The organism is Salmonella sp. SAL04162 (genome assembly GCF_046551535.1).
Classification (GTDB): Bacteria; Pseudomonadota; Gammaproteobacteria; order Enterobacterales; family Enterobacteriaceae; genus Salmonella; species Salmonella enterica.
Window position 1 is genome coordinate 506,391 of sequence record NZ_JBGDVX010000002.1, and the last position, 19,521, is coordinate 525,911.

The 19,521-nt window shown below is 53.8% G+C and carries 17 protein-coding genes, 2 tRNA genes and 2 rRNA genes; 10 read left to right on the forward strand and 11 right to left on the reverse strand.

Annotation, left to right across the window (positions count from 1 at the left end; all coding sequences use genetic code 11):
- Window positions 1-48: 48 nt before the first annotated feature.
- Window positions 49-2,712, reverse strand: a complete 2,664-nt coding sequence (tssH, locus tag ACLJRH_RS06750; RefSeq protein WP_023223326.1) for a type VI secretion system ATPase TssH — start codon at window positions 2,710-2,712, stop codon at window positions 49-51.
- Window positions 2,713-3,079: 367 nt separating this feature from the next.
- On the opposite strand from tssH, the gene tagK reads away from it, so the two are divergent.
- Genes tagK through ACLJRH_RS06780 form a run of 6 tightly spaced genes read left to right on the forward strand, consistent with a single transcriptional unit; the run spans window position 3,080 to window position 9,235 of the window.
- On the forward strand, window positions 3,080-3,982 hold the full coding sequence (gene tagK, locus ACLJRH_RS06755) for a type VI secretion system-associated protein TagK (protein WP_000806675.1): 903 nt from the start codon (window positions 3,080-3,082) through the stop codon (window positions 3,980-3,982).
- The gene (locus ACLJRH_RS06760) at window positions 3,969-4,793 is read left to right on the forward strand and encodes a type VI secretion system accessory protein TagJ (RefSeq protein ID WP_000750541.1); all 825 of its coding nucleotides are present in this window, start codon (window positions 3,969-3,971) and stop codon (window positions 4,791-4,793) included. Before tagK ends, ACLJRH_RS06760 begins: the two co-directional genes overlap by 14 nt.
- Window positions 4,790-5,284, forward strand: a complete 495-nt coding sequence (tssE, locus tag ACLJRH_RS06765; RefSeq protein ID WP_023136386.1) for a type VI secretion system baseplate subunit TssE — start codon at window positions 4,790-4,792, stop codon at window positions 5,282-5,284. The genes ACLJRH_RS06760 and tssE overlap by 4 nt, the downstream gene beginning before the upstream one ends.
- 15 nt (window positions 5,285-5,299) lie before the next feature.
- A complete protein-coding gene (gene tssF / locus ACLJRH_RS06770; RefSeq protein WP_023223327.1) occupies window positions 5,300-7,183 on the forward strand; it encodes a type VI secretion system baseplate subunit TssF in 1,884 nt (627 codons plus the stop codon).
- A complete protein-coding gene (gene tssG, locus ACLJRH_RS06775; RefSeq protein ID WP_023136388.1) occupies window positions 7,180-8,175 on the forward strand; it encodes a type VI secretion system baseplate subunit TssG in 996 nt (331 codons plus the stop codon). Before tssF ends, tssG begins: the two co-directional genes overlap by 4 nt.
- 10 nt (window positions 8,176-8,185) lie before the next feature.
- Complete coding sequence (locus ACLJRH_RS06780; RefSeq protein WP_000367617.1) at window positions 8,186-9,235, forward strand: ImpA family type VI secretion system protein; 1,050 nt, start codon at window positions 8,186-8,188, stop codon at window positions 9,233-9,235.
- Between the two features lie 321 nt (window positions 9,236-9,556).
- On the opposite strand, the gene ACLJRH_RS06785 is transcribed toward ACLJRH_RS06780, so the two are convergent.
- Together ACLJRH_RS06785 and dnaQ are read right to left on the reverse strand one after the other, a co-directional pair.
- Window positions 9,557-9,633: transfer RNA gene (locus ACLJRH_RS06785), tRNA-Asp, on the reverse strand.
- A 133-nt stretch (window positions 9,634-9,766) separates the two neighbouring features.
- Window positions 9,767-10,498, reverse strand: coding sequence for a DNA polymerase III subunit epsilon (dnaQ, locus tag ACLJRH_RS06790; RefSeq protein ID WP_001562201.1), 732 nt, complete (start codon window positions 10,496-10,498; stop codon window positions 9,767-9,769).
- 63 nt (window positions 10,499-10,561) lie between these two features.
- Between dnaQ and rnhA the strand changes: the two genes are divergently transcribed.
- Window positions 10,562-11,029 (forward strand): ribonuclease HI, encoded by a 468-nt coding sequence (rnhA, locus tag ACLJRH_RS06795; protein ID WP_000917872.1) that lies wholly within the window; start codon window positions 10,562-10,564, stop codon window positions 11,027-11,029.
- On the opposite strand, the gene ACLJRH_RS06800 is transcribed toward rnhA, so the two are convergent.
- On the reverse strand, window positions 11,026-11,748 hold the full coding sequence (locus tag ACLJRH_RS06800) for a class I SAM-dependent methyltransferase (protein ID WP_000801238.1): 723 nt from the start codon (window positions 11,746-11,748) through the stop codon (window positions 11,026-11,028). The two genes, rnhA and ACLJRH_RS06800, sit on opposite strands and share 4 nt — an antisense overlap.
- Window positions 11,749-11,782: 34 nt before the next feature.
- On the opposite strand from ACLJRH_RS06800, the gene gloB reads away from it, so the two are divergent.
- Window positions 11,783-12,538 (forward strand): hydroxyacylglutathione hydrolase, encoded by a 756-nt coding sequence (gene gloB, locus ACLJRH_RS06805; RefSeq protein ID WP_001052773.1) that lies wholly within the window; start codon window positions 11,783-11,785, stop codon window positions 12,536-12,538.
- A gap of 71 nt (window positions 12,539-12,609) precedes the next feature.
- Window positions 12,610-13,977 (forward strand): murein transglycosylase D, encoded by a 1,368-nt coding sequence (gene mltD / locus ACLJRH_RS06810; protein ID WP_000644706.1) that lies wholly within the window; start codon window positions 12,610-12,612, stop codon window positions 13,975-13,977.
- Window positions 13,978-14,032: 55 nt separating this feature from the next.
- Here the strand turns inward: mltD and ACLJRH_RS06815 are convergent, their stop codons facing one another.
- The 3 genes from ACLJRH_RS06815 to ACLJRH_RS06825 form a co-directional block, all read right to left on the reverse strand.
- The gene (locus ACLJRH_RS06815) at window positions 14,033-14,803 is read right to left on the reverse strand and encodes a class I SAM-dependent methyltransferase (RefSeq protein WP_000207218.1); all 771 of its coding nucleotides are present in this window, start codon (window positions 14,801-14,803) and stop codon (window positions 14,033-14,035) included.
- 77 nt (window positions 14,804-14,880) lie between these two features.
- The gene (locus ACLJRH_RS06820; protein ID WP_001230970.1) at window positions 14,881-15,681 is read right to left on the reverse strand and encodes an endonuclease/exonuclease/phosphatase family protein; all 801 of its coding nucleotides are present in this window, start codon (window positions 15,679-15,681) and stop codon (window positions 14,881-14,883) included.
- 131 nt (window positions 15,682-15,812) lie between these two features.
- The gene (locus ACLJRH_RS06825; RefSeq protein WP_023136389.1) at window positions 15,813-16,988 is read right to left on the reverse strand and encodes an MFS transporter; all 1,176 of its coding nucleotides are present in this window, start codon (window positions 16,986-16,988) and stop codon (window positions 15,813-15,815) included.
- A 104-nt stretch (window positions 16,989-17,092) separates the two neighbouring features.
- On the opposite strand from ACLJRH_RS06825, the gene yafC reads away from it, so the two are divergent.
- Window positions 17,093-18,064, forward strand: a complete 972-nt coding sequence (gene yafC / locus ACLJRH_RS06830; protein ID WP_000648532.1) for a DNA-binding transcriptional regulator YafC — start codon at window positions 17,093-17,095, stop codon at window positions 18,062-18,064.
- Here the strand turns inward: yafC and dkgB are convergent.
- From dkgB to ACLJRH_RS06850, 4 genes are all read right to left on the reverse strand, one after another.
- Complete coding sequence (dkgB, locus tag ACLJRH_RS06835) at window positions 18,030-18,833, reverse strand: 2,5-didehydrogluconate reductase DkgB (RefSeq protein WP_000154887.1); 804 nt, start codon at window positions 18,831-18,833, stop codon at window positions 18,030-18,032. The genes yafC and dkgB overlap by 35 nt on opposite strands.
- 164 nt (window positions 18,834-18,997) lie before the next feature.
- Window positions 18,998-19,074 (reverse strand) — tRNA-Asp (locus ACLJRH_RS06840).
- 54 nt (window positions 19,075-19,128) lie between these two features.
- Window positions 19,129-19,244 (reverse strand): 5S ribosomal RNA (gene rrf / locus ACLJRH_RS06845).
- A 93-nt stretch (window positions 19,245-19,337) separates the two neighbouring features.
- A 23S ribosomal RNA gene (locus tag ACLJRH_RS06850) occupies window positions 19,338-19,521 on the reverse strand; the annotation flags it as partial.

Genomic DNA, 19,521 nt, shown 5'->3' on the forward strand with positions numbered 1-19,521 from the left:
TATTTCCGCCGACAAACTTAGTCACGCCATAAACCCACTGCGCACCACTTAACTCTTTTGGCATATTCCTTCCTGCGAGGTTGTCTCAAAAACAATCTGCTCATCACCATTAACGCCGATATCAATCTGCCTGATAGCGGCTTTTTCCGTCATGGCCTGCAACCAGTAGCGCGACAGTTGTGGCAAAATGTGCTGTTCGATGTAGCCAATCAGCAACCGCGCGCCCGTTTCATGCATTGGACAGCACGCCACAATATGTGCGACCAGTTCCTCGCTATACGTCAGCATCACGCCGTGCTGTTCACCCATCCGCGCCACCAGTCGGTCAAGGTGCAGACGGGCAATCACGCCACGCGACGTTTCGTCCAGCGGCAGGTAAGGGATCACCGTCACGCGGCCCAGAAATGCCGCCGGGAAATGCTTGCGTAATTCCGGCATTAGCGCCTCTTTAAGCCCCGTAGCATCGGGCATTAAAGCCGGATCTTCACACATCTGGCTGATGAGGTCGGAACCCACGTTGGTGGTGAGTAATAGCGTGGTGTTTTTGAAATCGACATGTGTACCCTCGCCGTCCTCCATCCCACCCTTGTCAAACACCTGATAGAAGAGTTCATGGACGTCATGGTGCGCTTTTTCGATCTCGTCGAGCAGCACTACGCTCCAGGGGTGGCGACGCACCGCTTCCGTCAGCACACCACCCTCGCCATAGCCCACATAGCCGGGCGGCGCGCCTTTCAGCGTGGAAACGGTGTGAGCCTCCTGGAACTCGCTCATATTGATGGTTACCAGGTTCTGCTCGCCGCCGTAGATAGCCTCCGCCAGCGCCAGCGCGGTTTCGGTTTTACCGACACCGGACGGCCCGGCCAGCATAAACACGCCCACCGGTTTGCGTGGATCGCCCAGTCCCGCCCTGGCGGTCTGAATACGTTCACCAATCTGCGCCAGCGCGCCGTCTTGCCCGGTAACGCGTTGCGCCAGTCGGGCAGGCAGTTCCAGCACCTGGCTGGCCTCATCTTTCACCATGCGCCCGGCAGGAATACCGGTCCAGTCGGCGACAATCGCCGCGACCACCGCCGCGCTGACTTCCGGGAACACCACCGGCGCGTCACCCTGCCACTCCCTTAGCGCCGTTTCGGCCTGTTGCAGCGTGGTTTTGTCATCAGCATCAGACTCTGCGAGACGCAGTTTCTGCAACGTATGTACCAGTTCCAGCTCCCGCTGCCAGCGGGATTCGGATGCAGTCAGTTCATTGTTGAGCGAGAAAATTCGCGCCATCAGCGCATCGCGCCGCTCATCTGACTGAATCCCCATTTTTTCCTGCTTCTGCAACAGCGACCGTTCCATTTCCGCCGCTTTTAGCTGCTGGCGCAGGAACTGTACGCTGGCAGGCGGCGTGTGCAGCGTCAGCGCCACGCGGGCCGCGGCGGTATCCAGCAGGCTGATGGCCTTATCCGGCAACTGCCGGGCGGGAATGTAGCGGTGAGAAAGCTGTACCGCCGCACGTACCGCCTCATCCAGAATCAGTACGTTATGGTGTTTTTCCAGCGTATCCACCAGACCACGCACCATTTCCATTGCGGGGATTTCTTCCGGTTCGGCAATCTGCAACACCTGAAAACGCCGGGTCAGCGCCGGATCTTTCTCAATATGGCGCTTGTATTCGCTCCAGGTGGTGGCGCCGATAGTCCGCAGGGTGCCGCGCGCCAGCGCCGGTTTCAGCAGGTTAGCGGCATCGCCCGTGCCGGATGCGCCGCCCGCGCCCACCAGAGTGTGAACTTCATCGACAAACAGAATAACCGGCTGCGGCGAGCGCCCGGCCTCTTCCAGTAACCCTTTCAGACGCGATTCAAACTCGCCTTTCATGCTGGCTCCGGCCAACAGAGCGCCAACGTCCAGCGCCAGCAGCCGTACTTCCCGCAGCGCGGGCGGTACTTCTCCCTGCGCAATCGCGAGGGCAAAACCTTCGACGACCGCCGTCTTTCCGACGCCCGCCTCACCAGTCAGTAGTGGATTATTCTGGCGACGGCGCAGCAGAATATCCGTCATGGTGCGGATTTCATGCTCACGCCCCGTCACCGGGTCGATTTTGCCGTCGCGCGCCTGTGCCGTCATGTCCTGACAGTATTTCGCCAACGCGGATTTACCGTCCTGCCCGCCGTTGGGAATCGCCTGACTGCTTTCACCGGGAATGGTTGATGCCAGGCCGGAGCCGTCGTAAGGGCGCTCCTGCGCTTCCGGCGATGTTTCGATCAACGAGGGCAGTATTTCCGTCAGTTCATCAACCGGAAGCGTGGCCAGCGGCGCGCAGATACTGCTCAGTACCCGACGCAGTTCTGGCGTGGTCAACAAGGCCAGCAGCAACCAGCCGCTGCGAATTTTGTTATCGCCGTAACGGACGCTCGCCAGCATCCAGGCCTTTTCAACGCTGAGATCGATATGGTGAGAAAAATCACTAATGGCGCTGGCCCCGGCGGGCAGCATATCCAGTTGCCGGAGTAACGCTTTCTCCACATCAGAAAGAGGGATCTGGTAATGCCGAAGAACGTGGAGAATATCGTTATCGGGCTGCTGTGTTAACTGGTGCAGCCAGTGAGTCAGCTCAACCCAGGGATTAGAGCGTAGTTTGCAAAATGCCGTTGCCGATTCCAGCGACCGGAATAGTGAGCCGGCCAGTTTTCCATACAACGCACTGCGTGAAACAGGAGTTTCCATGTGTTATGCCTTGTGACATAAAAATTCATAAAAATAATGCATCAATGCATATAAATATATAAACAATTCTTTATTGATAGCATCGAAAAAATATCGAAACAAAACAATGATACAGATCAGGGACTAATTAGCAACTAAGCCGTTAATATTAAATAATCAATGAACAGCAAGATAAAAATCGCAATTGCAGAATTAAAAGAAATAATATTTCAAAAAAGACATCTATGCATACAACAATTCATTCACGACGAAAATAATAAAAAGGGTGTCATCAATAATGACTCCCTATGAATTTAGTTAAAATTATTTATGAATTAAAACTCCCTAAACGTTTCCTCCAGAAAAATAAATACATTTAAGGGACATAATGAAACAAGACATGTGGGAATTACGGAAAATACAGTCGCAGGGTATAACGGATAACGCACAGTATCCCGCAGGGACATACATCGTATTTACTGCCGCCGCCCCCTACATTCCGCTTTTTGAGCAACATGGGAAAGACGATATCGCGCTCAGTCTTGTTCGCCACGAAGAGGCGTGGTGGATTGTTAATCACTCTGATGAACTGTGCTGTGCCGTCAATGAGCAGGTGATGGAACCTCATCACCGTATGCGGCTGAATGATGGAGATACGATTGAATGGGGTCTGTCATCCTGGTGCCTTGCCCGCACCAATGATGAGTCCCGTCCCGATGTTTCGTTTCCTCAGTTGGTTCAGTCATCTGAATCCGTTGCTGAGTACCTGGATCTGGACTGGTTTAAACAACAACAGCTCAATCCGCAGAACCCGTTCGATATTATTCCCGTCCGGGAAACCGCGCCCTCTTACACCGGCCATGAAGCGGATAGCACGCTACACCAGCTTTACCAGGAATATCAGCAGGCATTGCGGCCCTCCGGGCAGGAAAAGCCCCTCCGTGATAAACCGTTTCCCCGAAATGAAGACGCTGTCACCCAGGATTTGACGTCGTTATACGATAAAAAGGGCGACACCGACACGTTACAGGATATGGTGGCAGGCGCGCCCGGTATTGATGCCATTCTGGATACGCTGGACACGACCGGTGAGGGTGAAATGCACTGGCTGGCGATGGAATCAATGCCCGATATCCTACAACTGCTCTCGCCGGAACTGGGGGGGAAAACCGCACATAGCGAGATACTGCCCGATCTGACCCGCCGCGAGCATCGTATTATTGGCATCGATAGCCACTACCGAATCACTCCGACACAGAAAAATGGAAATACCGCCTATGAAAAAAACTGACACGCTTCCTGCTACCCTGTCCGCGCTGCTACAGGAATACTCTATTGCGGAGGGGATTCAGATGGCGGAGCAGAAGGTTCGGGAAAATCCGGCGAAGGCGCTCTGCCGCCACAGCCTGTTTCAGTTGCTGTGTGTGGCCGGAGACTGGTCGCGGGCGCTACACCAGCTTCAGCTATGTGCCAGGATGGAGGCCAATTATACCCAGGAGGCCCGGCTGTACCGGGAGCTGGTTCGCTGCGAAATGTTCCGCCACACCGTTTTTCAGGGTGAACAACGACCCGGTTTTCTTCTGCCGCAGCCCGTTTGGGTGGAGTCACTGCTGGCGGCACTCGCCTGTCATGACGATACCGGTGAGGTTGATAAACACCGTAATACCGCACTGGAAGCCATAACAGACACGGGCGGGCAGTGGAACGGCGGCGCATTTGACTGGGCGAGCGACAGCGATTCCCGCCTTGGCCCGGTACTTGAGCTGGTCACCGGCGGCGTGTATATCTGGCTACCGTTTTCGCAAATACGCTCGCTGGAATCGCCGCAACCGACGCGCCTGACCGATCTGCTGTGGAAACCCATTAATATCACCCTGATGAATGGCGATACGCACGGCGCCTGGCTCTTTACCCGTTACAGCGGTTCGGAAAGTGCATCTGACGCCCTGCGTCTGTGCCGGGAAACCGCCTGGCAGGACGGCCCCGGCGAAACCACCGTGCGGGCGCTGGGGCAGAAAGTGTGGCTGACCAGCCACGGCGATATCAGCCTGCTGGACATGGCCCATTGTACCTTTCATGCTCAGGAAAACGATGGCGCATGAGCACGTCTCGTTTTACACCCGCTAACCACCTGCTGCCCACCCTATTTGATCGGCTGTGTGACAATGCTCCGTATCAGAAAATTGACCGGGATATCAGCGTCACGCCGGTACAACTGAAGGAGATCATTCGTCGGGATCTCTCCTTTTTGCTCAATACCATTAGCCACGAAGGTGACATCGACGCCCGGCGCTATCCGCAGGCGGCGGCGTCAGTGCTCAACTATGGCCTGCCGCCGCTGGCGGGCAGCTTTATGTATGAGCATAAGTGGGACGATATCAGCGAGGCGATCCGGCGCGCCATTATCCGTTTCGAACCCCGGCTGAACGCCACCACACTCAGGGTCACGCCCTTGCTCGATAAAACCCGGCAGGGTAGCTATAACACGCTACAGTTTGAAATTCGCGGACAAATTCTGACGCAGCCGTATCCCACGGAGTTTCTGGTACGCAGCGCGCTGGATATGGAGCTGAGCCGCATTACGTTCTTTTAATACAGGGCATTATTCATGGATCCACGGCTACTGGAGTATTACAACCGCGAACTGAGCTACCTGCGGGAGACTGGTGCTGAGTTCGCCACCCTCCATCCCAAAATTGCCGCCCGACTGGGGATGCAGGGAACCGATATTGCCGACCCGTATGTGGAACGCATGATCGAGGCGTTCAGCTTTCTGAGCGCCCGTACTCAGCTAAAAATTGACGCCGAGTTTCCCCGCTTCACACAGCGGTTACTGGAAGTCGTCAGCCCCAATTACGTCACCCCCACGCCATCGATGGCAGTGGTAAAGCTGTATCCCGATACGCAGGAAGGCGACCTGGCGAAAGGGGTCACCGTGCCGCGCGATACCGCGTTCGTTTCCCCTATCCCGGAAGGCGAAAATACCGCCTGCCAGTTTCGCAGCAGCCAGGACGTCACGCTGTGGCCGCTGTCCATCGAGGAGGTACGCCTGACCGCCGCGCCACCGGATATGCCCGCCCTGCACCGCTATCTGCCGCCTAATATTCATGTCGCCGGGGCATTGCGCATCACCCTGCGAACCTTCGGGGAACTGACTTTCAGCGAGCTGGCCGGTCCGGCACGGCTGCCCTTTTACCTCTGCGGCAAAGAACGCATTGCGTCACACCTGTTTGAGCTGCTGCATACCAGCGCCGTCGCCACACTGGCCGGTGAACCCGGTCACTTTGACGGCGAACTGAATGTGAATCTTCAACACCCGGTGGCGCACGAAGGGCTGGAGCCAGGGCAGGGGCTGCTGCCGCTCGCCTGGAACGTGTTTCACGGCCATAATCTGCTGCATGAATTTTTCGCCTGTCCGGAACGGTTTTACTTCTTCACCCCGACCGGATTGTCTGCCGGGTTACAAAAGGTGCAGGGCAATGTGGCGGAAATTGTCATACTGCTTAATCGCCTGCCGCCGGACTGGCTGATTCATCAGACGGACGCTGCACAGTTCAGCCTGTTCTGTACGCCGGTGATCAACCTGTTTCCCCGCACCACCACCCGGATTGAAGTCACTCACAGCGTGACGGAACAGCATCTGGTGGTAGATCGTACCCGTCCGCTGGATTACGAGGTGTTTTCTGTTCAGGAAGTCGAAGGCCTGGAAGCGGAAACCACACGGAAGATGATTTTTCGTCCGCTGTATCACACCCGTAATAATGACGAAGGCAACCACGGGCGTTATTTTTCACTGCGTCGTGAACCGCGCCGCTCGTCAGAAAATGCCCGCCGCTATGGCACCCGAACCCCCTATACCGGCTCGGAAATCTTCCTGTCGCTGGTTGATCAGCATGAAGCGCCCTACCCGGAAAATCTGCGCCATATCACCGTCACGGCAGTGGTGACTAACCGCGATCTGCCCTGTCTTATTCCACGTAATGGCCGGGATGATCTGACCGTAGATGCGGCGATCCCGGTGGCGGGCGTGGGTCTTATCAGACCGCCGCGCCCGCCGCAGCCGCCGCTGGCTGAACGCGAAATGGCCTGGCGGCTGATCCGGCAGTTGTCGTTTAATTATCTGCCGCTGGCCGATCTGGATCACCGCACCGGCGGCCAGGCGCTGCGCGATCTGCTGAATCTGTTTATTCCGGCTCACGACAGCCCGCAGTCGCGCCAGGTGCGCAGCCTGATTGGCTGCAAAACCACCCCAGTAACCCGCCGCCTGCCCGGCTCCGGTCTGTTGGTCTATGGCCGGGGCGTCAGTTGCGAACTGACCGTGGACGAAGAAGGATTTTCCGGTATCAGTCCTTACCTGTTCGGTCTGGTGCTGGAACACTATATTGCCCGCCATGTTTCCATTAATACCTTCTCACAGATGACGCTGCACTCGATGCAACGCGGGCATGTCATGACCTGGCCGGTAAGAACCGGGCAACGGGGGAGCGTATGACCGGCGCTCTCGACCAGGCGCAGAAAACCCCATGGCGTTACGGATTCCTGAACCTGATGCGGCGCGTGGATGCCCAGCTCTGTGATACTCCGGCAGGCAGTATCTGGCAGCCACGGATGGAAAAATTCCGTCTGGGACAGACGCCGACGATGACCTTTGCGCCACGGGAAATCGCCCAGGTCAGCTGGCTGGATGGACGCCTGCACCTGAGCCTGTACAGCCTCGGACTGTGGGGGCCAAACGGCCCGTTGCCGCTGCACTATACCGAGCTGGCGCTAAATCGCTCAGAGAGCCGTCACGATCCGACGCTGGTTCATTTTTCCAATATTTTTCACCACCGCTGGCTGACGCAGTTCTGGCAGGCATGGCGCAGCGGCCAGTCCGCTGGTGGCGGGCTGGACAAACCGGAACACGACCGTTTTGCGTTTTATATCGCCAGTCTCAGCGGGCAGGATCTACGGGAAAGCGCCGAAAGCCCGCTGTCAGATCATGTTCGCCTGGCAGCCTCCGCTCATCTGGTACGCGAATCGCGCAATCCTGACGGGCTGGCCGCCACGCTGGCGCACTATTTCAGCGTACCTTTTGCGGTGAAAGAGTTCGCCCTGCACTGGATAACGGTGGCGAACGATGAAATCACCCGTCTGGGCACGCCCGCGCAGTCTTCGGTGCTGGGCAACGGGGCGCTTATCGGCCAGGCCGTACCGGATATGCAGTACAAATTCCGGCTAATTATCGGCCCGCTCACGCTGGAGGATTACCTGCGTTTTCTGCCCGGCGGCAACAATCTGCCCGTGCTGACAGAACTGGTGCGTACGTTCATCGGTTTTGAATATTGCTGGGAAATTGAGCTGCAGTTGAAGCCTCATGCCGCACCGCCTGCGGTGATCGGCGGCGCGCAGCGGCTTGGCTGGACGGCCTGGGCAGGTAAAGCCATGCATGACCGTCCGGTGACCGGCATGATTTTTGAACCTGAACACGGCTTAACCCACTGAGAGTAATGATATGGACATGTCCCTGACTAAACCGGTAAGCGCGGAACAACCCTGCGGCCCCGATCCGGAGTACGATCCGGAATACCTGCTGCTGTTCAGCCGCGCCGCCCCCCAGGCGGAGGCGCAATATGGTGATTTTGTCAGTACGCCGGAAGCCGTGAACTGGCCGGAAATTGAGCGTGATGCGCGCCGTCTGCTCACGCGCAGTAAGGATATCCGGGTGTTGATCCTGCTGCTGCGCAGTCGCATCCAGCAGGCTGGCGCACAGGGACTGGCGGAAATGCTCACACAACTGGCAGAACTGAGCGTAATCTGGTCTGATGCACTCCATCCACAGCTGCTTACCGGCGAAGGCGCATCCGCAGAATCTATTGAAGATGCGGCGCTGGCGCGCAGTAATGCCCTGGCGGCGCTGCTGGATCACGAAGGCGTGATGGCAGACATTCGCGGTATCACGCTGTCAAACAGTGCCGCCCTGCGCCTGCAGGTACGGGATGTCGAGCGCGCGTTATCCGCTCCCCGCCCGGCTGATGCGCTGGCCCCCGAATCCGTCCGCCAGCAACTGGCCGACCTCGAAGCCCGTGGGGCATTACCGCTGGCGGCGTTTCGCGAAGCGCAGGAAAGCGCAGAACGCCTGCAAGTGTGGGCGCGTGAGACATTAGGCGATCTGGCTCCAGATTTTTCACGCCTGCGGCAGTTGTTGGCGCTACTGCCTGACGTGGTACAGACAACCACGCCGGAAATTCCTCCGTCGCCAGCGCCAGACCCCGCAGGCACGGTTATGGATAATGCCGTTCCGGCACGGGCAGAGGATGTGCCGCCTGTCAACACGCCCCCCGGTATATCCCTCCCACACAATGCTGAACCGGGGCCAATTCGCGATCGTAATGATGCGCTGGAACGCCTGCGGTGCATTCGTCGCTGGTTTGAGAGCAGTGAACCCAGTAGCCCGACCATCCCACTGTTACGCCAGGCTGAAAGACTGGTGGGAAAACGGTTCTCGGAGGTGATCAATGAAATCCCGGTGGAGTTACTGGAGAAGTGGGATGCCCTGGAGTGATGATGCCCATGTCTGGCGGTTCTCCGTGATTATCTGAGTGACATCAACATTACGCAGTCTGCTTCTGCGCTGAACATGTCCCGATCCCGGTTAAGCACCGCCATGAGGCCGCGCCTTAAATGTCAGTGGGATCAAAATAACCATGGCAGTGAAAGAAGTGGCTGTAATATCCTGCTCGTCATCCAGGTGTAGGCCCATTTGCGTCAGATTCCACGATAGGCGGTGAAACTTCTTGAAGACGAAAAAAAACCGTATCCCTTTTACAGTGATACGGTTTTTTTTACTTCACAGGATGTATAAAAACACCCTGAGATTTGTATCTGGCGGAACGGACGGGACTCGAACCCGCGACCCCCTGCGTGACAGGCAGGTATTCTAACCAACTGAACTACCGCTCCGTTATGTTCCCGCTGGGAACGAGGCGAATATTACGGTTTGCGGTGTCGCCCGTCAACGCTTTTTCTCACCTTTTGAATCAGTTGCTGCAAAAATCGCCCGAAGGATGATTTTTATAGCCTAAAAAGGAATAAATTACGCCCGCCAAAGGCAACTTCCGCCCTTTTTCTGCACCAGATCAAGCCGCGATTCATGCGCAGCCAGCTCTTCATCAGATGCAAAAACGACCCGTAACCGGCTGGCCTGGCGAACGATTCGTTGAATGGTCTCTTCACCTTGCTGCCGTTGCGTCTCTCCTTCCATCGCAAACGTCATGGACGTTTGCCCGCCCGTCATCGCCAGATACACTTCAGCAAGGATCTGGGCATCGAGCAATGCGCCGTGCAAAGTACGTTTGCTATTATCTATCTCATAACGCGAACACAGCGCATCAAGGCTGTTACGCTTGCCGGGGAACATTTTCCGCGCCAACGCCAGGCTGTCGGTAACTTTGCAGAAAGTATTGGTTTTAGGAATATCGCGTTTAAGCAGACCAAACTCATAATCCATAAAGCCGATATCGAACGATGCGTTATGGATGACCAGCTCCGCGCCGCGGATATAATCGAGAAACTCATCGACCACATCAGCAAAAACCGGCTTATCCAGCAGAAACTCATCGGCGATGCCGTGTACGCCAAACGCTTCCGGATCCACCAGCCGATCCGGCTTCAGGTAAACGTGGAAGTTATTACCGGTCAGACGACGGTTTATCACCTCAACCGCACCGATCTCAATAATCTTGTGACCTTCATAGTGCGCGCCTATCTGGTTCATACCGGTGGTTTCGGTATCGAGGACAATCTGTCGTGTAATTGCAGTGCTCATATCGGTCATTTATGTCAGACTTGCGTTTTGTTATCGATTTCAATTACAGGAAGTCTACCAGAGATGCTTAAACAGGTAGAAATTTTCACCGATGGCTCTTGCCTGGGGAATCCAGGGCCTGGTGGTTATGGCGCTATCTTACGCTATCGCGGTCATGAAAAAACGTTTAGTGAAGGTTACACGCTGACCACCAATAACCGTATGGAACTGATGGCGGCGATCGTCGCGCTTGAAGCGTTAAAAGAACATTGCGAAGTGACATTGAGCACCGACAGCCAATATGTGCGGCAAGGAATTACCCAATGGATTCATAACTGGAAGAAACGCGGCTGGAAAACAGCGGAAAAGAAACCCGTAAAAAATGTCGATCTCTGGAAACGTCTCGATGCTGCGTTAGGCCAGCATCAGATCAAATGGGTATGGGTCAAAGGCCATGCAGGCCATCCCGAAAACGAGCGTTGTGATGAACTGGCGCGCGCCGCGGCAATGAATCCCACGCAGGAAGATAGTGGCTACCAGGCGGAAGCTTAGCCATCCGGTTTGCGATATTGCCGGGTGGCGCCAACGGTCTGGCGGATAGGGGTTTTACTTTTATTATGTCGCAGCGGATTAAGCGTAAGCGGGATGGTCCGCTTACGGGCCACAATAAGCTGTAAACAGCCCAGCGCCGGGATATGCGTATTTAATAGCCGCCCTCCCTGCTTTTTCCAGGGTAAGACATGAAAACGGCTATAATGTAGCACTTCAAAATTGAGTAAAGACAGCCAGTCCAGTTGCCGCATAAGGGTAAACATCCGACTATTATAGGGCGGTGTTTTACGTAAAACGGGTACCAGTTTACGTAACCCCATCAAACTCAGCGGGTTAAATCCACTGATGACCAGCCAACCGTCATCAATCAATACACGGTCGGCTTCCCGTAATAAACGGTGCGGGTCGGTACACCACGGCAAAGTATGCGCCAGCAGACAAACATCGACGGATTTATCCGCAAAAGGAAGATGTAGCGGATCGGCCAGAACCTGCATCGGCGACCCCTGCGATGAAACATTCACCTGATGGGAGACCGCGCACGCTTCGGAATTGATTTCTGCGCTTAAATTACCGATTTTAAGCAAATGGAAACCATACATTTTTGCAAACCACGGATTGAGCTGCTGTTCCAGCGCCTCACGGTAGTAATTGCCCCAGGGCAACTCACCCCAACATCCGGGCGCAACGACAGTTTGAGAGAGCCTTGCCGGTTTCATCGCAACCTTCCGCTAATTATTTGAGAGGTAATATATGAATCTTAACAGTATTCCCGCGTTTCAGGACAATTACATCTGGGTGCTGACCAATGATGAAGGCCGCTGTGTGATTGTTGATCCCGGCGAAGCGGCCCCCGTCTTAAAGGCCATTGCTGAACATAAGTGGATGCCGGAGGCGATTTTTCTGACGCATCACCATCACGACCATGTTGGCGGAGTCAAAGAGCTGTTGCAACACTTCCCGCAAATGACGGTTTATGGACCGGCGGAAACGCAAGACAAGGGAGCAACCCATCTTGTTGGCGATGGCGATACTATTCGCGTTTTAGGCGAGAAATTTACTCTTTTTGCCACGCCGGGTCACACGTTAGGACACGTCTGTTACTTTAGCCATCCTTACTTATTCTGCGGCGACACGCTGTTCTCTGGCGGCTGTGGTCGACTGTTTGAAGGCACGCCATCACAGATGTATCAGTCACTTATGAAAATTAATTCTCTGCCTGACGACACGCTCATTTGCTGCGCTCACGAATACACTTTAGCTAACATTAAGTTCGCATTGAGCATACTTCCGCACGATTCGTTCATAAATGAATATTATCGTAAAGTTAAAGAGTTACGTGTAAAAAAACAAATGACATTACCCGTTATTCTTAAAAATGAGCGTAAGATTAATCTTTTTTTAAGAACTGAAGATATTGATTTAATTAACGAAATCAACAAAGAAACAATATTGCAACAACCAGAAGCGCGTTTTGCATGGTTAAGGTCAAAGAAAGACACGTTCTGATAATTCTTACTTGTCATTCGCTAACTTCGCCGTTATGATCGGTCGTCTTTTAAGCAACTATTGACACACACATGAAGGCAAAAGCGATATTACTCGCCTCTGTCCTGCTTGTGGGGTGCCAGACGTCTCAGAACACTGGCAACGTCCAACAGCACGCACAGAGCCTTTCTGCAGCTGGTCAAGGGGAAGCAGGAAAGTTTACGAGTCAGGCACGATGGATGGACGACGGAACGTCTATCGCGCCAGATCAGGACTTGTGGGCTTTCATTGGCGACGAGCTAAAGATGGGAATTCCGGAAAACAGCCGGATTCGCGAACAGAAACAGAAGTATTTACGCAATAAGAGCTATCTCCACGATGTAACTTTACGGGCAGAGCCGTATATGTACTGGATAGCGGGGCAGGTTAAGAAACGTAACATGCCTATGGAGCTGGTACTACTACCCATAGTGGAGAGCGCTTTTGATCCTCACGCAACGTCTGGCGCCAATGCCGCAGGCATCTGGCAGATCATACCGAGCACAGGGCGCAATTATGGTTTAAAGCAGACCCGTAATTATGACGCGCGTCGCGATGTTGTAGCCTCTACGACCGCCGCGTTAGACATGATGCAGCGTCTGAACAAAATGTTTGACGGCGACTGGCTGTTAACCGTTGCAGCGTATAACAGCGGCGAAGGCCGTGTTATGCGGGCAATTAAAGCAAACAAAGCGCGTGGAAAACCGACGGATTTCTGGTCGCTTTCTTTGCCCAGAGAAACAAAACTCTACGTACCTAAGATGCTGGCATTGAGTGAAATTCTCAAAAACAGCAAACGCTACGGCGTACGTCTGCCAACAACAGATGAAAGCCGAGCGCTGGCACGAGTTCGTTTAAACAGTCCAGTTGAAATGGCCCAGGTTGCGGATATGGCGGGCATGTCTATCAGCAAGCTGAAGACGTTTAATGCCGGTGTAAAAGGGTCTACCTTAGGCGTAAGCGGTCCGCAATATGTTATGGTGCCCAAAAAGCATGCCGAGCAGTTGCGTGAGTCGCTGGCTTCCGGTGAGATTGACGCCGTTCAGTCCCAACTGATCGCCGACAATACGCCGTTGAATAGCCGTAGCTATAAGGTGCGCTCTGGCGATACGCTTTCCGGTATTGCTTCGCGGCTTGGCGTAAGCACGAAGGACTTGCAGCAGTGGAACAACCTGCGTGGTTCGCGCCTGAAAATCGGGCAAAGCCTGACCGTGGGCGCTGGCAGCAGCGCACAACGACTGGCAAACAATAGCGATAGCATTACCTATCGTGTCCGTAAAGGCGATTCGCTTTCCAGTATCGCCAGACGTCACGGGGTGAATATCAAAGATGTGATGCGCTGGAACCATGATACGGATAATCTACAACCGGGCGATCAGCTTACGTTGTTTGTGAAGGACAATAGCACGCCAGACTCCTGATATTGTCCGACGAAAAAGCCAAAAGGCGCCGCTTCCCCCGGCGCCTTTTAAATTGCTATACCGCTTTATGCGCTTCCAGCATGATAGTATCGCTGCTAAACGAGCCGTCATCCTGCAACTCAAAATAACGCTTCACCTCTACCGGGGCGCTCGCCTGATATAATCGAATCGCCTCAACCAACGGCGCTGGCGTACGCATCCGCGTTACCCATGAGCGAAACTCCAGCGATAAACGATCGGTTATCACGGTATTCGTTACCAGCATCGCGTTATTGACCATCGCCAGCCATTCGCCACTGGAATAGTTACGGACATGCGACGTGTCGCGTAACGCCTCCACCGTTTGCAGCCAGATATCGCGTACAGGATGTCCAGGCGACATGACATCCATGATAATCAGCACGCCGCCGGGTTTTAATACACGATAACCCTCACGCAATGCCTGACCAACGTCGTGCCAGTGATGCGCGGAATAGCGGCTAATCACCACCTCAAACGATGCATCTTCAAAGGGCAGTTTTTCGGCATAGCCTTGCCGGAGAGTAATATTACTTAAATGTCTTTCTTCCGCCGCTCCAGCGACAACCTCAAGCATGCTGGCGGATAAATCGTATGCCACGACCGAGTTGGCATGTTGCGCAGCGACAAAACTCGCGTGTCCAGCCCCACATCCCATATCCAGTACGTTCGCGTGGGAAAAATCAGACAACCTTTGCGCCAGCCGCGCTAAGTCACGACCCGCTGCGTGAACGGCGCTATGTAAATAGGCGTTCGCCTGTGAACCAAACTGCTTTTCAACATTGTCATGGTGGGAATGCGTTGTCATGGTAGTGCCCTTCTGTTATGAGAAAAATAGAGGGCAGCACCCGCAGAGGCCTGCCCCACGGCAGACCTGACGCACCTTTATTGCTCAGGTTTGCCGGGACTGAATTCAACGAGTAGCGGATTGTGATCGGAAGCGCGCGTCACCAGTACGGAGGCTTCATTTACGTTTAACCCACGATAAAAAACAAAATCCAGCGGTCGTCCAAATGCACGACGGCGCTGATCGTCAGTGAAACGCACCTGGCGCAGCGACATCTCACGTGCAAAGCGGTACAACGCATTCATACGTGGACGGCTCCAGGCATTAAAATCACCCGCCATAATGACAGGGCCGCTATGGTGCGCAATCTGGTCGCCGATCGGAAGTAACTGCTTACTGTATACGTCCACGCCCAGACTAAAATTTACCGCATGAACATTTACTACCATTAATAAACGGGTATCCGGCAAGGGATATACCGTCACCAGGGCTGATTTCGCCAAACGTAAAATCGGTTCTCTTTCCCGTAAAGGGCAGCAGTAAACAGGATGGGCGGCAGAAAGCGTCATGACGCCAGACGGATGCTGAGGTAATACAAAAGCGGGAACCTGATCGGCGGCAAGATAGTTAGCGGTGGCAAACTGTACCAGTTCAGGCGTCGTCTGCGCCTCCTGCAACAGGACCAGATGCGCATCTTTGCCGTAGTTCTTCAGCACCGATAACCATTCGGCTCGCTGCTGCTTGAATATATTCCACACGAGGATACGGATCCGCTCTTCACTGCTTAGCGGTTCCCCGGCGGGCAATGCCTGGCCGATGCTCGCAAACGACCCGGGCGGCAAAATCCGCTCGGCGGGCTGTCCGGCAACATAGCGCATCGCATAGGTGTTTTTTCGCACTTTTGACTTTCAAACCTCTGTAACGTCAACCAGTCCTCAACCGGACTGGTTCTTCTGTTATAGGGATTTTAGCACTCACTTTCAACGAACAATTGCAGTTTGTTTTGTAAGTAGGCGCTTACATCAATAATTTACTCCAGAGCAATGCGTACAGGTTTATCAAGACGTCCGCTGACACCCATCAGCAGGAAAGCCACCAGAACAATGAGGGCGCCAATCCACGGCGTCTGCGCCAAACCGTAATGCGCCACCGTTTGTCCGCCAATCACGGAGCCCAGCGCAATACCAATGTTAAACGCCGCAATGTTCAGACCTGACGCCACATCTACCGCATTGGGCGTAAATTGTTCCGCTTTCTGTACCACATAGACCTGTAACCCCGGTACGTTACCGAAGGCAAAGATCCCCATCACCAGAATAGTGACCAGTGCGGCGTACTGAGTAGACGCGGTCACCTGGAAGACCATCAGCAGAACAAACAGCGCGGCGAAAATGAATTTCAGCGCCGGCACGGCACCATGCTTATCCGCCAGTTTACCGCCCCAGATATTGCCGATAGCCACAGATACGCCATACCCCAGTAGGATCCAGCTTACCGCTGCCGGGGAGAATCCCGCCAGATCCTGCATCATCGGCGCCAGAAAGGTGAATGCCGTGAATACCCCGCCGTAGCCCAGCGCCGTAACAGCGTAAATCAGCAACAGACGAGGATGAGTCAGCACTTTCACCTGGTCACGAATGCTGGCGGCCGCCCGACCGGGGATATTGGCCGGGATCAGCAATTGACTACTCATCAGCGCAATCACGCCTAACAGTGATACCGCAAGGAAGGTCTCACGCCAGCCAAAATGCTGACCGATAAATGTGCCCAGCGGAACGCCCGTGACCAACGCGACCGTTAAACCACCAAACATAATAGCGATCGCAGAAGCCGCTTTCTCTTTTGGCACCAGACTTGTCGCGATGGTAGAGCCAATCGAGAAGAACACGCCGTGCGCCAGGCCCGTCAGCAAACGGGCAGCGATTAATGTCATATAGCCCGGCGCCTGCCATGCCAGCAAATTCCCCACCGTAAACAAGACCATCAGCGCAACCAGTAACTGCTTACGCGGCAGGCGTCCGGTCAGAGCGGTCAGCACCGGCGCGCCAATAGCCACACCCAGCGCATAGATTGAAACCAGCATTCCGGCGGAAGGTAACGAGATAGCCAGTTGTTGAGCAATGGTCGGCACCAGGCCGACAATCACAAACTCAGTCGTACCGATAGCGAAAGCACTTATTGTCAGTGCAAATAAAGCGAGAGGCATACATAACTCCATAACAGCAGTAATCAGATGACACGCAGTATGCCTGGATGTTTTAATGACAAAAACTTCCAAAATATCAATTTAATTTTGCTTCAGGAGCAAAAATGAAAGCCACCTCCGAAGAACTTGCAATTTTTGTCGCAGTCGTGGAAAGCGGCAGCTTCAGCCGGGCGGCAGAGCAGCTTGGACAGGCCAATTCCGCTGTCAGCCGGGCAGTTAAAAAGCTGGAGATGAAGCTCGGCGTCAGTCTGCTTAATCGTACGACCCGGCAGCTGAGCCTGACTGAAGAAGGAGAGCGATATTTCAGGCGCGTGCAGCAGATACTGCAAGAAATGGCCGCCGCAGAAACGGAAATCATGGAGTCGCGTAATACCCCGCGCGGCTTACTGCGTATCGATGCAGCAACTCCGGTAATGCTGCATTTCCTGATGCCGCTGATTAAACCTTTTCGTGAACGGTATCCGGAAATAACGTTGTCTCTTGTCTCCTCAGAAACGTTCATCAATCTTATTGAACGAAAAGTGGATGTTGCGATACGCGCAGGCACGTTGACAGATTCAAGTCTGCGCGCACGCCCGTTATTTACCAGTTATCGTAAGATTATCGCTTCACCGGATTATATTGCCCGTTTTGGCAAGCCAGAGACCGTTGAAGAGTTAAAACGGCATCTGTGCCTGGGGTTCTCAGAACCTGTTTCGCTCAATACCTGGCCGATTGCCTGTAGAGATGGGCAGCTCCATGAAGTCGAATGTGGGATTTCTTCCAACAGCGGGGAAACGTTAAAACAGCTTTGCCTGAACGGTAACGGCATTGCATGTCTTTCAGATTATATGATTGATAAAGAGATCGCGCGGGGAGAATTGGTGGAACTGCTGGCCGATAAACGTCTGCCGGTAGAAATGCCTTTCAGCGCCGTTTACTACAGCGATCGCGCCGTCAGCACACGCATTCGGGCATTTATCGACTTTTTGAGCGAATATATAAGAACAGCCCCCGTAGGAGCTGTGAAAGAGGGGGTAAAGGGTACAAAGGGTCAGGCAATTAATCCCACTCAGGGGCCAGACCTTCCGGACTAACCAGGCGGTCGTTGCAATCCAGTGCCGCGATCGCATTTTTATCTTCGGCATCCAGATGCAGTTCCAGTGCCAGCAGGTTGCTTGCCAGGTTTTCACGCCTGGTGGATGAAGGGATCACGGAGTAACCTTCACCCATTGCCCATGCCAGAATAACCTGCGCCGGCGTCGCATTATGTTTAGCCGCAATGCGCGCAATCACTTCATCTTTCAGCGCTTTGCCGTATGCCAGCGTCATATAAGAGGTGATGTGGATACCGTGCGCTTTCGCCCAGTCAACCACCTTACGATTCTGCAGATACGGAGATAGCTCAATCTGGTTGGTGGCGATATTGTCTACGCCCACCGCGGCAATAGCCTTTTCCATCAACGGAATGGTGAAGTTTGAAATGCCAATTTCGCGAGTCAGCCCTTGTTTTTTAGCTTCAAGCAATGCCTGCATAAATTCTTCGACAGACACGGCATCACCCGGAGATGGCCAGTGGATCAGCGTCAGATCGACATAATCGGTACGCAGTTTTTTCAGGCTCTCTTTCAGGCTTGGGATCAGCTTGTCTTTGCTAAGGTTTTCAATCCAGATCTTAGTGGTGATGTACAGCTCATTACGCGGTACGCCGCTCTCAGCAATCGCCTGTCCAACAGCAACTTCATTATCATAGATTTGCGCAGTGTCGACAGCACGGTAGCCCAGTTCAAGCGCCGTTTTCACAGAAGCGATAACCACGTCGTCTTTCAGGCGAAAAGTACCTAAACCGAATGCAGGGATAGTCATAGAACTCCTCTTTTTAATCACTATGTTCGTTAACTGAGGGGATTATGACCTTCAGCGCTTTGTAGAAAAAGAGCGAGAAATGCAGAGGATTTTTGCGAATTGAGCAATAATTAAATGACAGGCAAAGAAAAAGCCCTGAGCTAATGCTCAGGGCTCTTAATAAGTGGCGGAACGGACGGGACTCGAACCCGCGACCCCCTGCGTGACAGGCAGGTATTCTAACCAACTGAACTACCGCTCCACCGAATTCTTTTACAACCACTGATTTTTACATCAGTTTACTGCTTAATTTGATGCCTGGCAGTTCCCTACTCTCGCATGGGGAGACCCCACACTACCATCGGCGCTACGGCGTTTCACTTCTGAGTTCGGCATGGGGTCAGGTGGGACCACCGCGCTAGTGCCGCCAGGCAAATTCTGTTATCAGACCGTTTTTACGTTCTGATGTAATCTGAATCTGAGCTGAAAATTGTTTCTCAACCGCCAAAACATCTTCGGCGTTGTAAGGTTAAGCCTCACGGTTCATTAGTACCGGTTAGCTCAACGCATCGCTGCGCTTACACACCCGGCCTATCAACGTCGTCGTCTTCAACGTTCCTTCAGGAGACCTAAAGTCTCAGGGAGAACTCATCTCGGGGCAAGTTTCGTGCTTAGATGCTTTCAGCACTTATCTCTTCCGCATTTAGCT

What these genes read in the sequence shown, in the direction of transcription:
- tssH (WP_023223326.1), bottom strand. Translation starts at nt 2,712, where the DNA reads ATGGAAACTCCTGTTTCACGCAGTGCGTTGTATGGAAAACTGGCCGGC.
- tagK (WP_000806675.1), top strand. Translation starts at nt 3,080, where the DNA reads ATGAAACAAGACATGTGGGAATTACGGAAAATACAGTCGCAGGGTATA.
- ACLJRH_RS06760 (WP_000750541.1), top strand. Translation starts at nt 3,969, where the DNA reads ATGAAAAAAACTGACACGCTTCCTGCTACCCTGTCCGCGCTGCTACAG.
- tssE (WP_023136386.1), top strand. Translation starts at nt 4,790, where the DNA reads ATGAGCACGTCTCGTTTTACACCCGCTAACCACCTGCTGCCCACCCTA.
- tssF (WP_023223327.1), top strand. Translation starts at nt 5,300, where the DNA reads ATGGATCCACGGCTACTGGAGTATTACAACCGCGAACTGAGCTACCTG.
- tssG (WP_023136388.1), top strand. Translation starts at nt 7,180, where the DNA reads ATGACCGGCGCTCTCGACCAGGCGCAGAAAACCCCATGGCGTTACGGA.
- ACLJRH_RS06780 (WP_000367617.1), top strand. Translation starts at nt 8,186, where the DNA reads ATGGACATGTCCCTGACTAAACCGGTAAGCGCGGAACAACCCTGCGGC.
- dnaQ (WP_001562201.1), bottom strand. Translation starts at nt 10,498, where the DNA reads ATGAGCACTGCAATTACACGACAGATTGTCCTCGATACCGAAACCACC.
- rnhA (WP_000917872.1), top strand. Translation starts at nt 10,562, where the DNA reads ATGCTTAAACAGGTAGAAATTTTCACCGATGGCTCTTGCCTGGGGAAT.
- ACLJRH_RS06800 (WP_000801238.1), bottom strand. Translation starts at nt 11,748, where the DNA reads ATGAAACCGGCAAGGCTCTCTCAAACTGTCGTTGCGCCCGGATGTTGG.
- gloB (WP_001052773.1), top strand. Translation starts at nt 11,783, where the DNA reads ATGAATCTTAACAGTATTCCCGCGTTTCAGGACAATTACATCTGGGTG.
- mltD (WP_000644706.1), top strand. Translation starts at nt 12,610, where the DNA reads ATGAAGGCAAAAGCGATATTACTCGCCTCTGTCCTGCTTGTGGGGTGC.
- ACLJRH_RS06815 (WP_000207218.1), bottom strand. Translation starts at nt 14,803, where the DNA reads ATGACAACGCATTCCCACCATGACAATGTTGAAAAGCAGTTTGGTTCA.
- ACLJRH_RS06825 (WP_023136389.1), bottom strand. Translation starts at nt 16,988, where the DNA reads ATGCCTCTCGCTTTATTTGCACTGACAATAAGTGCTTTCGCTATCGGT.
- yafC (WP_000648532.1), top strand. Translation starts at nt 17,093, where the DNA reads ATGAAAGCCACCTCCGAAGAACTTGCAATTTTTGTCGCAGTCGTGGAA.
- dkgB (WP_000154887.1), bottom strand. Translation starts at nt 18,833, where the DNA reads ATGACTATCCCTGCATTCGGTTTAGGTACTTTTCGCCTGAAAGACGAC.